This is a genomic window from Cellulomonas sp. Leaf395 (assembly GCF_001424125.1).
Taxonomy (GTDB): Bacteria; Actinomycetota; Actinomycetes; order Actinomycetales; family Cellulomonadaceae; genus Cellulomonas.
Window position 1 is genome coordinate 192,631 of sequence record NZ_LMQI01000004.1, and the last position, 15,305, is coordinate 207,935.

Sequence of the window (15,305 nt, forward strand, 5' to 3'; positions counted from 1 at the left end):
TGACCAGCCCCTGCGCCTCGCGCGCGGAGCGGTTGTGGCCGTCGTGACCGCCGCGCTCGCGGCCCTCGCGCACGCCCTGGCAGGCGGGTCCGCGACCACGCTCCGCGCCGTGCACCGCAGGAGGCGTCCGATCGTCGGGCTCGTCGCATCGGCGCTCGCCCTGGCGGCGGTCGTCCTCGGGGCGCCCGCGGCCCAGGCGCACAACGTCCTGCAGAGCACCGACCCCGCCGCCGGCTCCACCGTCCCGTTCGTGCCGGAGGTCCTCTCCCTGACGTTCAACGAGCCCGTGCTGGCCGTCGGGACGACGATCATCGTCCGCACCTCCGACGAGACCGTGGTGAGCTCCGGACCCCCGGTCCTCGTCGACAACACCGTCTCGCAGGCCGTCACCGGCGAGCTGCCCGCCGGCGAGTACACGGTCCTGTACCGGGTCACGTCGGCCGACGGGCACCCCATCGAGGACCAGTTCCGGTTCACCGCCGCGGAGGCCACGTCCTACGGGGTCGCGACGCCCGAGCCGACGACGAGCCCGTCGCCGACGAGCTCCGCCGAGGTCGTGGCGACCGAGTCGGCCGCGCCCAGCCCCTCGCCCACCCCGACCGAGGCGCCCGCCGCCGAGGGCAGCGTCTCCGGGGCTGTCCTCGTGGGCATCGCTGTCGCGCTCCTGGTGGTCGGCGGGGTCGTCGCGTGGCTGCTTCTGAGGCGTCGCCCGCCCGGGTCGCCGACGGAGCCGCCTGAGGGTTCGCCGCCGGGTTCGTGAGCGGGCCTCCGAGGTCATCCGCGTGACCGACGGCATGTCGGACCGGTCGTCGTGGCGACCTACGCTGGTCTGATGACTGCGCCGGTGACGAGCGCCGGCCGCGCAGGTGCCGGTGGGCCGGGGGTCGACGCGCGTCGACCCCCGAGCCCCTGGCGTGTGCTCGCTCTGGTGCTCGCCGCCGTCGCCGCCGCGTTGCTCGGAATCGCGTTCTCGGGCGCCGCGCTGCCGGCGCTGTTGCGTGACCCCGGCGCAGCCGTGCGCTGGGGCCTGCCCGCGACGGAGGTGCTCACCGAGCTTGCGGGGTCGGTGACGCTCGGCCTGCTCGTCCTGGCCGTGTGTGTGCTGCCCCGCCGAGCCGCCGTCGCGTCGACCCGCACCGCTCGTGCGGGCGTCGGCACGACCGACGGGCGGGCGTACCCGCGCAGCACGCTGCTTGCCGGGTTCGCCGCAGGCGCCTGGACGCTCCTGTCGATCGTGCACCTGGTGCTCACGTACGCGAACGTCGCCGGCCGGCCTCTGGACTCGGCGTCGTTCGGCGCGGAGCTCGGCGCCTTCGTCACGCAGATCGACCTCGGGCGGACGTTGCTGCTGATCACCACGGTCGCGGCGGTCGTCACCGCGCTCGCGCTCGTGGTCACCACGCCGACGGGCGCCGCCTGGACGGCCGCGATCGTGCTCGTGGCGCTCTGGCAGCAGGCGCAGCTCGGGCACGCCGCCGGCGCCTCGGGGCACGACATCGCGACCTCCTCGATGGTGGTCCACCTGGTCGGCGCCGCGATCTGGATCGGCGCGCTCACGGCCCTCGCCCTGCTGGTCCGGCGGGTGGGCACCGACCTGTCCGCGTCCGCCGCGCGGTACTCGGTCATCGCCGGCTGGTGCTTCGTCGCCGTCGCCGCCTCGGGGCTGGTCAACGGTCTGCTGCGCACCACCGGCTGGAGCGACCTGACGACCACCTACGGCCTGCTGCTGCTGGCCAAGGTCGCCCTGTTCGGCGTCCTCGGGCTGCTCGGCCTCGCGCACCGGCGCACGGTCCTGCCGCAGCTGGCGACACGCACCACCGACTGGCTGTTCTGGCGCCTGGTCCTCGTCGAGCTGACCGTCATGGGGGCCGTCTCCGGGGTGGCCGTTGCGCTCGGGGAGACTGCGCCGCCCGTGCCGGAGGAGCCGCCCGTCGACCCGTCCCCGGCCTACCAGCTCACCGGGCACCCCCTTCCGCCCGAACCGAGCGGGCTGCTCTGGGTCACCGAGTGGCGCTGGGACCTGGTGCTCGCGTCCGCGGCCGTCGCCGGGCTCGTCGTGTACTGGCGGTGGGTGCTGCGGCTGCGTCGCCGCGGCGACTCGTGGTCGATGGCGCGCGCGGCGTCGTGGACCGTCGGCATGGTCCTGTTCTTCTGGGCCACCAACGGCGGACCCGCCCTCTACGGGCACGTCCTGTTCAGCGCGCACATGGTCCAGCACATGGTGCTCGCGATGGTCGTCCCGCTGTTCCTCGCGCTCTCGGCGCCGATCACCCTCGCGCTGCGCGCCCTGCCGGTCCGCTCGACCCAGCTGCGCGACGACGACTCCCGCGGCCCCCGCGAGTGGATCCTCACGATCGTCGACAGCCACGTCGGCCACTTCCTCGCGCACCCCGTGGTCGCCGCCGTGAACTTCATCGGCTCGATGCTGCTCTTCTACTACTCGGGTCTGTTCGAGTGGTCGCTGCGCAGCCCCGTCGGGCACCTCGCGATGGTCGTGCACTTCACCGCCGCCGGGTACCTGTTCGTGAACGCTCTCGTCGGCATCGACCCCGGGCCCAAGCGGCTGCCCTACCCGCAGCGTCTGCTGCTCCTGTTCGCGACGATGGTGTTCCACGCGTTCTTCGGCGTGACCCTGGTGTCCGGCGACGTGCTGCTGGTCGCCGACTGGTTCGGCCTCATGGGCCGCCCCTGGGGGCCGTCCGCGATCGCCGACCAGCAGCTCGGCGGCGCGATCACGTGGGGCATCGGCGAGATCCCGACCCTGGCCCTGGCGGTCGGCGTCGCGCTCGCGTGGTCCCGCGATGACGACCGCACCGCCCGCCGCCGCGACCGCCAGGTCGACCGCGACGGCGACGTGGAGCTGGACGAGTACAACGCGATGCTGGCCAACCTGGCCGACCGCGACACCCACCCACCCGCCTGATCGATCGTCCGCGGCCCGCCTCCGCCGCCGAACCCGACATGGGTGCCGTCGTGGCACGCAGAACGGCATCCATGTCGGGTTCGCCACCACCCACGCGCCTGTCGCGTCGGGGGAGGTGTGGTGGGTGGCGCGCCCGCAGCCACGTCGGGTTCGGCGGTGAGTCTGGCCCGGGCAGGCGCAACGTGAGGCGCCCACAGCCCATCGACGCACGCGGTGGTCCACCAGCAACGGCGCGGGGGGCTCGGCGGCGGCGACGGACGCTTGAGATGGAGCTGTGCGTCGCGTGCAGCTTCCGCCCCTGTCCTTGATGACGCTGGCGCGCCGGCAGGAAGGGCTGGTGTCGGCCGGCCAGTGCGACCGTGCCGGGGTGGGTGCCGCGCGGCGCGGTCGGCTCGTCCGGGACGGCGTCCTGGAACATCCCACCAGGGGCGTGCTCGACGTCGAACCTGGTCGCGACCGGCGCTACGACGCCGACCATCGGCGACGCCGGGCGGCATGGCTCGGCATGCTGGCGCTCGGCCCGGGTGCGATCGCCGTCGGGGCGTGCGCGCTGGCGCTGCACGGTGTGGAGGGGCTGCCACTGGACATCCGGCCGGAGATCGCCCTGCCTGGTGGCTCCGCGGGTCGACACCGCGCGGACGTCCGCGTGCGCACCTTCGGGCGGTTCGAGTCGTTCCGGTACGGCGACCGCACGATCGCGGCTCTCGTCCCCGCACTGGTGCAGGCACTCCCGGAGCTCCCTCGCGCGCACGCGGTGGCCGTGCTGGACAGCGTTCTGCAGCGCGGACTGCTGACCGACGCGACCTTCGAGGTCGTCCGTGAGCGCGTGCGCGGTCGGCGCGGAGCGGCGGGGCTGGCCGCCTCGTGGCATCTGGTGGATCGGCGAGCCGAGTCGCCCCTGGAGACTTTCGCGCGGCTCGAGTGCGTCGACGCGGGCGTGCCGCCGGACGACCTGCAGGTGGAGATCCGCTCTTCACGCGGGCACCTGCTCGGGCGCGGAGACCTGGGCTGGCGTCTGCCGCACGGGCGGTGGCTGATCGCGGAGATCGACGGTCGCGAGTTCCACGAACGACCGGACGCACTCCTGCGCGACCGCAGCCGCCAGAACGCCCTGGTGAGCTCGGGCCGCGTCGACATCCTCCGCTTCACAGCGACAGACCTGTCCACGCGCGCGATCGTCCCGTCAACGGTCCGCACAGCCCTCAACCGGTACACCGAGCGGTCGAACCTGACATGAATGCCGTCACGGGCTCCGGAACGGCATCCGTGTCGGGTTCGCCATCGGGACACCGCCCAGCAACGGGTGGTAGGACGGAGCGCATGACTTCTACGCCCTTTCATGAGCTCGATCAGTACATCGCGATTCCTCGGGTGAGCGGGTTGGTGCTGTCGCCGGACGGGACGCGGTTGGTGACGAGCGTGGCGACGCTCGATGCCAAGTCGACCAAGTTCGTGACCGCCCTGTGGGAGGTGGACCCAACCGGGGAGAAGCCCGCCCGGCGGCTGACCCGCAGCGCCAAGGGGGAGGCCAGCGCCGCGTTCACGCAGAACGGGGACCTGCTGTTCACCAGCGCGCGGCCGGACCCGGACGGCAAGGAGGACGACGACGAGCCCGTCCCGGCGCTGTGGCTGATGCCTCGGGACGGTGCGGAGGCGCGCGTTGTCGCGGACCGCGCGGCAGGGCTGGGCGGGGTGCAGGTGGCTCGCGACACCGACGTGCTGCTGATCAGCTCGGACGTCCTGCCGAGTGCGACCGACGCCGAGACGGACGAGAAGCTGCGCAAGGCCCGCAAGGAGAGGAAGGTCCAGGCGATCCTGCACGACGGCTACCCGGTCCGGTACTGGGACCACGACCTGGGGCCGGAGTCGCCGCACCTGTTCGTCGCGGACATCGGCGCCGACGTCGTCGCGCCCCTGGCCGGGGCGAAGGACCCCCGGCTCACGCTCACGGACGTGACGCCGGGTGCACGGTCGGCGCTGGTCGAGCAGGCCGCGGCGATCAGCCCGGACGGGCGCACGGTGGTGACCGGCTGGAACCTGCCGCTCGCGCGCGGGTCGCAGCGGGGCCGGCTGGTCGCGGTCGACGTGGCGTCGGGGGAGCACCGGGTGCTCGTCGACGACCCCGCCGCGGACCTCTGGTCGCCGGCGATCTCACCGGACGGTCAGTGGGTGGCTTACGTGCGCGAGACCGTGTCGACGCCGCACGACGCTCCCCGCGTCACGCTCCAGCTGGTCGCGCTGGGCGGCGGGGAGCCGCGGACGCTCGCCGAGAGCTGGGACCGGTGGCCGCAGCACCCGGTCTGGCTGCCCGACAGCGCGGCCGTGCTCGTGACGGCGGACGACGACGGTCGCGGTCCGGTATTCCGGATCGATCTTGCCTCCGCCGCGGTCACGCGGCTGACCAGCGACGACGCCACGTTCACGGACGTGTCGGTGAGCCCGGACGGCTCGGTCGCGTTCGCGCTGCGGACGTCGTACGAGGCGCCGTCGCACCCGGTCCGGATCGACCTGGAGACGGGCGCGACGACGGCCCTGCGGAGCCCGGCCGCGACGCCCGAGCTTCCGGGCACGCTCACCGAGGTGGAGACGACCGCGGAGGACGGCCGACGGGTTCGCGCGTGGCTGGCGCTGCCGGAGACCGCGACGAACGAGAACGGCAAGGCTCCTTTGCTTCTCTGGATCCACGGCGGTCCGCTCGGCTCCTGGAACGCGTGGTCGTGGCGCTGGAACCCGTGGATCCTCGTCGCGCGCGGTTACGCGGTCCTGCTGCCCGACCCGGCGCTGTCCACCGGCTACGGCCAGGACTTCGTGCAGGCCGGCTGGGGGGCGTGGGGCGCAGCGCCGTACACGGACCTGCTGGCCATCACGGACGCCGCCGAGGCGCGCGACGACATCGACGAGACGCGGACGGCCGCGATGGGCGGCTCGTTCGGCGGCTACATGGCGAACTGGGTGGCGGGGCACACCGACCGGTTCCGGGCGATCGTCACGCACGCCAGCCTGTGGGCGCTGGACCAGTTCGGGCCGACGACGGACGCGGCCTACTACTGGGAACGCGAGATGACCCTGGAGATGGCGCTGACGAACTCGCCGCACCGGTTCGTCGAGAAGATCGTCACGCCGATGCTCGTCGTGCACGGCGACAAGGACTACCGGGTGCCCATCGGTGAGGGGTTGCGCCTCTGGTACGAGCTGCTGGCCAAGAGCGGCCTGCCCGCCGACGAGGACGGCAAGACACCCCACCGGTTCCTGTACTTCCCCGACGAGAACCACTGGGTGCTCAGCCCGCAGCACGCGATCGTCTGGTACCAGGTGGTCGAGGCGTTCCTGGCGGAGCACGTGCTCGCCCGGACGGGTGAGAATGCCCCGGTCTACCCCGAGATCCTGGGGTAAGGAGCGCTCTCGACGTGCGGGGTTGCCCGGTCGGCACCAGACTCACCGGTCGAGGCCGAGCGACCCACGCCCGGCTCGACGGAAGGACCGACAATGGGTATCGGAGGCGGAATCGCCCTCATCGTCATCGGCGCGATCCTCTCGTTCGGCGTCAGCGACGCCATCGACGGGGTCAACCTCACGGTGATCGGGTACATCTGCATGGGTGCGGGTGCCATCGCGTTGATCCTGGCCATCGTGCTCAACAACCAGCGCAGCAACACCTCCCACACGGCGGTCGTCGAGCAGCGCACCACGCCGAACGCGGCGCCGGCCCCGGCCGCCGCCCCGGTGCAGCAGGTCCAGCCGGTGCAGCCGGTGCAGCCCGTCCAGCAGCAGCAGCCGCCGGCAGCGCCCCCGGCCGTCTGACCGAGCACCACGAGACGCCCCCTCCTGCGGGAGGGGGCGTTTCTCATGCCTCCAGCGGGCCGCGCACGATGGAGTCTCCGGAGTGCGCCGGGTCGCCGTCGAACTGCTCCTCGGACACGTCCACCACGGAGAACTGCTCGAGATCGAGCCCGGCCGGCAGGTCGAACCGGCCGGTCGCGCCCTCCAGCGTGCCCACGCTGACCAGACCGCTGACGTCCGGCTTCAGCAGCCAGACCTCGCGGAAGCCGTCGTCGGAGGACTCGCTCTGAGCGAGATCGACCACGAGGACGCGTGACCCGTCGGACAGCGTCTCCACCACCGCGGACCCGGACGCGTCCCACCCGGGCAGCGGTTCGAGCACCGCGGTGGCGATCACGGTGGCCGGGTCCTCCTGCGTCACGACCCACCATGTCCCGGCACCGCCGACCACCAGGCCGACGGCGGCGGCTGCAGCGATCCAGCGCCCCGCGCGGGGGCGCCGGGAGTCGAGCGGGACGACCGGGGCGATCGCGTCGGCGTCCCCGGACGGCGTCGCCGTCGACGAGACGGGTGCGACAGGCGGGTCGGGCGCAGCGGCAGAGGTCGGAGCGGCGCCGGCCAGCCCGAGCTCCGCGGCGACGCGGTCCCAGACGTGCGGAGCAGGCGCGACGAGCGCGGCGTCGGCGCCACCGGAGCGCGCGAGGGCGACGACCTCGGTCAGGGACGCGAGCTCGTCGGTGCACCGCTCGCACTCCTCGATGTGCGCGAGGTCGGCCGTGGTCCCGGCGGGCTCGCCGAGGGCGAGGAGCGAGAGCAGGTCGTCGTCCACGTGAGACTCATCGAACGGCACCGTCCACCTCCCATCGGGTCCGCAGCCGGGCGAGACTACGCCGGACATGGCTCTTGACCGTGCCGAGCGGCAGGTCCAGCCTGTGCGCGATCTGGTCGTGCGTGAGGTCGTCGAAGAACGCGAGCCGCAGGATCGTGCGCTGCGGGTCGCCGAGCCGCTCGAGCTCGTCGGCGACGACGACCTGGTCGACCACCCGGGTGTCGACGGACGGCACGGGCCGTTCGGCCGCGCCGGCGACGGACTTGTCGCGCAGCCGCCGGTCGCGTGACCGCTTCTCGTGGGTGTCCGCGACGACGTGCCGCGTGATGCCCAGCAGCCAGGCGGGGAGCCGCGACTTCGACGGGTCGAACCGCTCCCGGCTGCGCCACGCCTCGACGAACACCAGCTGCGTCACGTCCTCGGCGTCCGTGACGCTGCCGAGCGAGCGGAGCGCGACGGTGTGCACGAGCGCGGACCAGCGTCGGTAGGCCTCGGCGATGGCCGTCTCGTCACCACGCGCGAACGCGGCGCCGAGCTCCTCGACGTTCTCACCGTCCGGGTCGAGCCGGTGCGCCGGGCGCGACGAGTCACCGGACCCGGGCGCTGGTGCGCTCACGGACGGCTCCTCCCTCGTCGGCTCCCCGACGACGGGAGCGATCAGCAGCGTAGTCACAGCTACCCACCGATCGGCTCGGCCGTGACGACGACGTTGTCCGTATAGTGCCCGATGTCGCGGCGGAACGTGCCACCGCAGGTCACGAGGACGAGCCGCGGCGCGCCCGACCGGTCGAACCACTGGTCCACGGGCGCCCCGTCCTTCGGGATCTTCTCGACGCTGACGACGCGATACTGGTGGGGGATCCCGTCGGCGGTCGTCACGGTCACGGCAGCACCGGCACCGACGTCGAGCAGCTTGGCGAACTGGCCGATGCCCGTCTGCACGCTGTCGACGTGCGCCGCGACCACGGTCGCTCCGGCGGGGTCGGCCGGCGCGGGTCCGAACCGGTACCACCCGGCGCGGTCGGCGTCCTCGGGGATCTCCATCTCGCCGTCGTCGCGGACCCCGACCGGGTCGACGGCCATGTCGATCCCGACGTCCGGCACGGCGAGCCGCACGGGCGGCGGCGTCGCGGAGGTCTGCGCGGCGCCGAGCGTCGCGTCCACCACGGGGACCGAGGGGATCGACGAGACCGACGGGACCGACGGCGGTGCGGGGGTCGGCCGCGGCGCCGCCGTGGAGGACGGCGACGCCGCGACCGCCGGCCCGGGGTCGCTGTCACGACCCGGGCCGGTGCACGCGGTCAGCAGACTCATCGCCGTGCCGAGTGCGGCGACGGTCGCGAGCGCGCGTGCCGAGACCCGGGAGCGCGCGGACGCACTCCCGGGTCGCGACGTGGTGATCATGAGGACAGTCAGCTCCGCTGGGTGGCGGCGCGGCGGGCGAACCCGGCACCGATCAGACCGGCGACGGCCAGGCCCACGATCGCGAAGGTCCACGCGGACGTGCCGTCCTCGGACACGAGGCCGAGCTCGCCGGCGCTCACGCCGGACGGGCTGCTGTGCAGGCCGGTGATGGTCTGCGTCGCGAGAGCGAGCGTGGCGGGCGACGCGGTCGCGCTACCCCAGGCGTAGACGATGGTGTTCGTGCCTTCGGCGACCGGCACGTCGGCCGGGCCGAGCAGGGCCGGCGTGGTGGTGCCTGTGGCGGTCACGCTGGCGGGCACCGTGCCGGCGGGGAGGTTCAGGACCTTCTCGTTCGGGTTGGTGAGGTTGGTGATCACGGCCGTGGTGCCCGCGAGGATGTCGACGCCAGGGGCTGCGGCCACGTGCCGGACGGTGAGTCGGCCCTCGCCCGCGGCGGTGGCGGAGATGTCGTTGGTGAACAGCGTGGCCGTCGGGGTGCCTGCGGCGTCCAGGTGGGCGGCTGCCGTGTAGTTCTTGCCGGCCTCGAGCGCCAGGTCGACGGGGCCGATGGCGGGTGCGCTCGCGTCGGCCGCGTCGGAGGCGGTGATCGCGACCGTGTACGTGCCGGCGGGCAGGTCGAGCGGTCCGGCCAGCGAGCCCGGGGTGAAGTCGTCGAGCGTGCGCTCACCGTTGACCCAGACGTCCACGGTGAGATCAGGGACGCCGTGCAGGACGGAGAGCTTTGCGGGGTCGGCTGCCGACGCCGGGACGGCGGCGAGCGTGACGAGGGCGAGGGTGCCGGCGGCGATGCCGGAGAACAGTCGTGCGCGCATGGTGCGTCCTTCGAGGACTGGCCCGGCGGGGGTTCCCCCGGGCGGCCGATGTGGTGACACCCCTTCTTCGTCCGCCGGGCCGTCCTCGGATGCACTACGCGCGTGCGGCCTCCGCGATCACCGCTGCCAGGTCCGCGGGCCGGGAGAACATCGGCCAGTGACCCGTCGGCATGTCGACGTAGGTCAGGTCGGTGATCTCACCCAGCTCGGTGTGGAACGGCGGACCGCCGTGGGCCATCGGCTTGAGCTGCTCGGACGAGAGGCTGGTGCAGATCGCAGTCGCCGGCACGGTGAACCGCCGCGGGTCGGTCACGTGCACCGCGCCTCGCACGACCTGGGCCGGGTGCGGGACGGCGCGACGTCGGAACTCCGCGAGGTGCTCGTCGTCGATGCCCTCGATGCTCGAGCCCTGAGCCGCGAACTCCTCCCACGTGGGCAGCGGGACCTCGGCGTCCTGGGGCGCGGAGGCGTCGATGGCGGCGCCCTCCTCGAGCGGGCCGGAGTCGACGTAGATCGCACGCCGCACACGGTCGGGCCGCCTGTCGACGACCTCACCGACGATCGCACCGCCGCCGCTGTGGCCGACGAGGACGACGTCGCCCTCGAGACCGTCGACGAGGTCGGCGACGGCCTGCACATGGTCGGCGCGCGTGATGTCGCCGCGGGCCGCGCCCGGCTCGAGCCCGGGGAGGTCCGGTGTGTGGACGTCGAACTCGTCGGGCAGCGCGGCGACGACGTCGTCCCACGCCCAGCCGCCGAGCCAGAAACCGGGGATGAGGATCAGTGGAGTAGTTGTCATGGATCCACGGTCCACCCGGTGCGGTGACACCGGCGTGTCACCTTCGTGTCACCATGATGGAGCCATGAACCGCACCGACCGCTTGTACGCGCTCGCGGAGGAGCTTCGCCGCGTCGGCCACGCCGGGACCACGAGCACGCGGCTCGCCCGGTTGTTCGAGGTGTCGCAGCGGACCGTCAAGCGCGACGTCTCCGCGCTGCAGCAGGCCGGGCTGCCGGTGGTCGCGCAGGCAGGGCTGGGCGGCGGTTACGTGCTCGACGCGTCCGTCGGCCTCCCGCCCGTGAACTTCACGCCCGCGCAGGCCGTCGCGCTCGCGCTCGCGGTCCGGGCGCTTCCTGCGGGCAGCCCGTTCGGCACCGACGCCGAGGCAGCACGCGCCAAGGTGCTCGACGCGCTGCCTGCCGCCGACCGCGCCCGAGCCGACGAGCTGTCCGGCCGCGTCTGGTCCCGACCGGACCGGGCCGCCGAGGTGTCGGCGCCGCACGTGCTGCGTGCGGTCGAGGAGTCGCTCGGGCGGCACCGGGTGCTGGCGATCGAGTACCGCCGCTCGGACGGCACCGTCAGCCGGCGTCGCGTCGAGCCTGCCCTGCTCGCCCGCACGGGAGGCCGCTGGTACGTGGTGGCGTGGTGCCAGTCGAGGGAGGACCTGCGCTGGTTCCGTCTGGCGCGGATCCTGCGGGCAGACCTGACACCCGAGCGCTACGACCCCCGGGCGGTGGCTGACGTCGGCGAACCGCCACCCGACGCCCGCCCGGTGTCGTCGCGACCCTCGGACTGACGCTCCGCGCAGAACGGCAGTTCCGGACGAGAGCGGCACCCTGAGCCGCCGCGCGCGTCGCACAGTCATGTTCTCGAGCCCATGTCCGAAAGGGGTGGAGCGTCCTCGCCGGAGCCACTACCTTGAGAGCGCTCTCAGCCGGCCGAAGGAGTCCCGCGTGCGTCCAGCCCTGCCTCCGGCCCTTGTTCCCGTTCGGGCTGTTCCACGAAAGAGGTCGTGATGCTCCGCTCCTGGTACCGCTCGGCGGTGCTCCCGCGACGGGACATCCTCCGGCTGCTGCCCACGGCAGGCGCGGGTCTCGTGGCCGGGCTGCTCCTGCTCGACGTCGTGCTCGGTCTCCTGCCGGTCGCGTTCGTGCTGGCCACGTCCGTCGTGGTCGGGCAGGTGCCTGCGGCGGTCGACGGCGGCACCGGGTCCGCCGCGTGGAGCGACCTGGTGCGCACGTTCGTCCTGGCCGCCGTGCTGTTCCTCGGCCGGCAGGTCCTCGCTCCCGTGCAGACCGCGCTCGGCGTCCGCATGCAGCGCCGCGTCGACGGCGCCCTGCGGGACCGGGCGCTGCGGGTCGCGCTGCACTCGACGAGCATCGCGCCGATGGAGGACCAGGCCACCCTCGAGGCGCTGACGGAGGCGACCCGGGAGTTCGAGGCCGAGTTCCGCAGCCCCGGGTCGGCGGCCGCGGGGCTGCTCGCGCTCGTCGCGCGGTACGTGCAGCTGGTCGGGTTCGCCGCGGTGATCGGCGTCGTCGTGTCGTGGCCGGCCGCGGCGGCGATCCTTCTCGCGACCCTCGTGTTCCGGTACGGGCAGCGCGGCGGGCTCCGTCGGTACTCGCAGGTGTGGTCGCAGGTCATCGGCTTCCGCCGCCGGTCGGTGTACCTCCGCGAGGTCGCGATGGGGCCCGAGGCGGCCAAGGAGATGCGGGTCTTCGGGCTCGCCGACTGGTTCACGGACGAGTACGTCGACGCGACGACGCACATGCTGGACCCGGTCGCCGCCCGTCGCCGACAGCTCTACCTGGTGCCGTACCTCGTCTACACGGCGATCGGGCTGGTGATCAGCGCGGCCGTGCTGGTGTCCATCGCGAGATCCGCATCGGCAGGGGAGATCACGCTCACCGCGCTCGCCCTCGGCATCCAGTCGGTGGTCGCCGCGATCGCGCTCGGGGAGTACTACCCCGAGTCGGACGTGCAGACGCAGTACGGGATGCAGGCCGTCTCGGCGCTCGCCGAGTTCGAGCGACGGATGGCCGACGCCGAGGCGCGGCTCCCCGACGCGGGCACCGGGCTGTCCGTGCCGACCGCGGCGCCGCAGAGGTCGCTGCGGTTCGAGGACGTGCACTTCGCGTACCCGGGCAGCAGCCGACCTGTGCTCGACGGCCTCGACCTGGAGCTGCCCGCGGGACTGTGCACGGCGATCGTCGGCGTGAACGGCGCAGGCAAGACGACGCTCGTCAAGCTCCTCACGCGCCTGCACGAGCCCACCGCGGGCCGGCTCACGGTGGACGGCACCGACCTCGCGAACCTCGACGTCGCCGCGTGGCGCCGCCAGGTCAGCGTGGTGTTCCAGGACTTCGTCCGGTACGAGCTGTCGGCCGCGGACAACATCGCGGTCGGCGCGGTGCACGCTCTGCGGGAGGCTGCGGTGGTGCGCAGCGCCGCCGAGCGCGCGGGGATCGCGGAGGCCGTCGACACGCTGCCCTCCGGCTTCGACACCACCCTGTCCCGCGCGTACGAGGGCGGTGCCGACCTGTCCGGCGGGCAGTGGCAGCGGATCGCCATCGCGCGGTCGCTGTACGCGCTCGAGGCGGGTGCACGCCTGCTGGTGCTGGACGAGCCGACCTCCGCGCTCGACGTCCGGGCGGAGGCCGCGTTCTTCGACCGGTTCGTCGAGCTCACGCGCGGAGTCACGTCGGTGCTCATCTCGCACCGGTTCTCCAGCGTGCGGCGGGCGGACCGGATCGTCGTCATCGACGCGGGCCGCGTGGTCGAGCAGGGCACGCACCACGAGCTCGTCGCCGCCGACGGGCACTACGCACGGCTGTTCCGGCTGCAGGCCGAACGTTTCGCCGCAGGGCTGGACGCCGACGGGAACGAGGTGGAGTCATGAGGCAGACGCTGTCCGGGAGCTGGGCGCTGTTCCGGCTGGCGGGGCGGATCAGCCCCGGCAAGCTCACGTTGTCCTCGATTCTCATGGTGCTGCAGTCGGTGGCGCTGCCGCTGGCCGCGCCCGCGCTCGCCGCCCTGACCGACGCGGCCGTCGCCGGGGACGCCCGGCGGGCGTCGATCGCTGCCGTGCTCGTCGCGGTGCTCGTGGTCGCCGCGCTGACCGCGGGGCACTTCGCGCACATCTTCTACTTCGAGCTGGGTGACGCGGCGGTCATGCGCCTGGAACGCGATCTCATCGCGCTCTCCCACGTCTCGCCGGGCATCGAGCACCACGAGCGGCCCGAGTACGCGGACCGGCTGCAGGTGCTGCGCACGGAGCTGGACCGGTCGGGCTGGGGATCGATGCAGGCGCTGCTGTCCGCCATCGGGCTGGGCGTCGCGCTGCTCATCACGGGTGTCCTGCTCGCACAGCTCAACCCGTGGCTGCTGCTGCTGCCGCTCGCTGCGCTCCCGCCGCTGATCCTCGGGCGGCGGGGTGAGAACGTCCTGGGTGGGGCGCGCGCCGCCGCCGCCGCCGACAATCGGCGCGCGCGGCACCTGTTCGTCCTGGCGCTCGACGCCGCGGCGGCCAAGGAGCTGCGCACGTGCGGGCTCGGCGAGGAGGTCCGGACGCGCCTGCGGACGTCCTGGGACGCGGCCACCGCGATCCTGTGGGCGGGCGAGGTGCGCGCGGACGCCCTGCGGGCGGCCGGGCAGCTGGTGTTCGCGGTCGCGTACGTGGCGGCAACCCTCCTGGTGCTCCGGGACGCCGTCGCCGGGCAACGCACTGTCGGCGCCGTGGTGCTCGTCATCACGCTCGCCTCGCAGGTGAACCAGCAGGTCACCGCCGCCGTCACCATCCTCCAGCAGCTCCAACGGGCGGCCCGGAGCATGACCGACCTGGCGTGGATGCGGTCGTTGGTGCAGGCGCAGACTGTGCACGGAGCGCAGGTGGCGGCACCCGACTCGCTGCGCGACGGCATCCGGTTCGACGGCGTCTCGTTCACGTACCCCGGCACGGACGCGCCCGTGCTGGAGGCGGTCGACCTGTTGGTGCCCGCGGGCACCAGCGTCGCGATCGTCGGTGAGAACGGCGCCGGCAAGTCGACGCTGGTCAAGCTCCTGTGCCGGTTCTACGCCCCCACCAAGGGCACCATCACCGTGGACGGCGTCGACCTGCACGACCTCGACCCCGTCGACTGGCGCGACCGCACCGCGGCGGGCTTCCAGGACTTCTGCCGGTTCGAGCTGCTGGCGCGCCAGAACGTCGGCGTCGGGGACCTGCCCCGGATCGACTCCGACGAGGCCGTGCTCGGCGCCCTGGACCGCGCGCACTCCTCCGACGTCCTGGCCCGCCTCGAGGACGGGCTGGACACGCAGCTGGGCACCAGCCACGCCGACGGCGCCCAGCTGTCCGGCGGCCAGTGGCAGAAGCTCGCGCTCGGCCGGGCGATGATGCGCGAGCAGCCGCTGCTCGTCGTGCTCGACGAGCCGACGTCGGCCCTCGACGCCCAGGCCGAGCACGACCTGTACGAGCGGTACGCCGCCCACGCGAAGGCCGTCGGCGCGACGACCGGTGCCGTGACCGTGCTGGTCTCGCACCGGTTCTCGACCGTCCGCATGGCTGACCTCATCGTGGTCGTCGCAGACCACCGGATCGTCGAGTCCGGATCCCACGAGGACCTGGTCGCGCGGGACGGTCTGTACGCCGAGCTGTTCGGGATCCAGGCGGCCGCCTACCTCTGAGCTCCGCTGGACGGACCTGCGCTTGTGGGTGCCGACGGGCAGACTGGCACCGCTCCGGGAGGTACCGGGCGG

Annotated in this window: 13 protein-coding genes; 8 read left to right on the forward strand and 5 right to left on the reverse strand. The window is 73.4% G+C overall.

Annotation, left to right across the window (positions count from 1 at the left end; genetic code table 11):
- Window positions 1-34: 34 nt before the first annotated feature.
- The 5 genes from ASG23_RS12220 to ASG23_RS20550 all read left to right on the forward strand — a co-directional run bounded on the left by ASG23_RS12220 (window position 35) and on the right by ASG23_RS20550 (window position 6,724).
- On the forward strand, window positions 35-760 hold the full coding sequence (locus ASG23_RS12220) for a copper resistance CopC family protein (RefSeq protein WP_056025198.1): 726 nt from the start codon (window positions 35-37) through the stop codon (window positions 758-760).
- A gap of 72 nt (window positions 761-832) precedes the next feature.
- Complete coding sequence (locus ASG23_RS12225; RefSeq protein ID WP_056026231.1) at window positions 833-2,923, forward strand: cytochrome c oxidase assembly protein; 2,091 nt, start codon at window positions 833-835, stop codon at window positions 2,921-2,923.
- 283 nt (window positions 2,924-3,206) lie between these two features.
- Entirely contained in the window at window positions 3,207-4,160 is a 954-nt protein-coding gene (locus ASG23_RS12230) for a hypothetical protein (protein ID WP_235521052.1), read from the forward strand.
- 83 nt (window positions 4,161-4,243) lie between these two features.
- On the forward strand, window positions 4,244-6,316 hold the full coding sequence (locus tag ASG23_RS12235) for a S9 family peptidase (RefSeq protein ID WP_056025204.1): 2,073 nt from the start codon (window positions 4,244-4,246) through the stop codon (window positions 6,314-6,316).
- 93 nt (window positions 6,317-6,409) lie between these two features.
- Complete coding sequence (locus tag ASG23_RS20550; protein WP_235521054.1) at window positions 6,410-6,724, forward strand: DUF6458 family protein; 315 nt, start codon at window positions 6,410-6,412, stop codon at window positions 6,722-6,724.
- Window positions 6,725-6,767: 43 nt separating this feature from the next.
- Here the strand turns inward: ASG23_RS20550 and ASG23_RS12245 are convergent, their stop codons facing one another.
- From ASG23_RS12245 to ASG23_RS12265, 5 genes are all read right to left on the reverse strand, one after another.
- Window positions 6,768-7,532, reverse strand: coding sequence for an anti-sigma factor (locus ASG23_RS12245; RefSeq protein WP_235521056.1), 765 nt, complete (start codon window positions 7,530-7,532; stop codon window positions 6,768-6,770).
- Between the two features lie 7 nt (window positions 7,533-7,539).
- Entirely contained in the window at window positions 7,540-8,148 is a 609-nt protein-coding gene (locus ASG23_RS12250) for an RNA polymerase sigma factor (protein WP_056026233.1), read from the reverse strand.
- Window positions 8,149-8,207: 59 nt separating this feature from the next.
- A complete protein-coding gene (locus ASG23_RS12255; RefSeq protein ID WP_235521058.1) occupies window positions 8,208-8,936 on the reverse strand; it encodes a class F sortase in 729 nt (242 codons plus the stop codon).
- A gap of 8 nt (window positions 8,937-8,944) precedes the next feature.
- Window positions 8,945-9,769 carry a DUF4397 domain-containing protein gene (locus tag ASG23_RS12260; RefSeq protein ID WP_056025210.1) on the reverse strand — a complete coding sequence of 275 codons (825 nt, stop codon included), beginning with the start codon at window positions 9,767-9,769 and terminating at the stop codon, window positions 8,945-8,947.
- Between the two features lie 94 nt (window positions 9,770-9,863).
- Entirely contained in the window at window positions 9,864-10,568 is a 705-nt protein-coding gene (locus ASG23_RS12265; protein WP_056025212.1) for an alpha/beta hydrolase, read from the reverse strand.
- A 64-nt stretch (window positions 10,569-10,632) separates the two neighbouring features.
- Between ASG23_RS12265 and ASG23_RS12270 the strand changes: the two genes are divergently transcribed.
- The 3 genes from ASG23_RS12270 (at window position 10,633) to ASG23_RS12280 (ending at window position 15,233) form a co-directional block, all read left to right on the forward strand.
- Window positions 10,633-11,346, forward strand: a complete 714-nt coding sequence (locus ASG23_RS12270; RefSeq protein ID WP_056025215.1) for a helix-turn-helix transcriptional regulator — start codon at window positions 10,633-10,635, stop codon at window positions 11,344-11,346.
- A 219-nt stretch (window positions 11,347-11,565) separates the two neighbouring features.
- Complete coding sequence (locus tag ASG23_RS12275) at window positions 11,566-13,449, forward strand: ABC transporter ATP-binding protein (protein ID WP_056025218.1); 1,884 nt, start codon at window positions 11,566-11,568, stop codon at window positions 13,447-13,449.
- Window positions 13,446-15,233 carry an ABC transporter ATP-binding protein gene (locus tag ASG23_RS12280; protein WP_056025221.1) on the forward strand — a complete coding sequence of 596 codons (1,788 nt, stop codon included), beginning with the start codon at window positions 13,446-13,448 and terminating at the stop codon, window positions 15,231-15,233. Before ASG23_RS12275 ends, ASG23_RS12280 begins: the two co-directional genes overlap by 4 nt.
- Window positions 15,234-15,305: the final 72 nt, after the last annotated feature.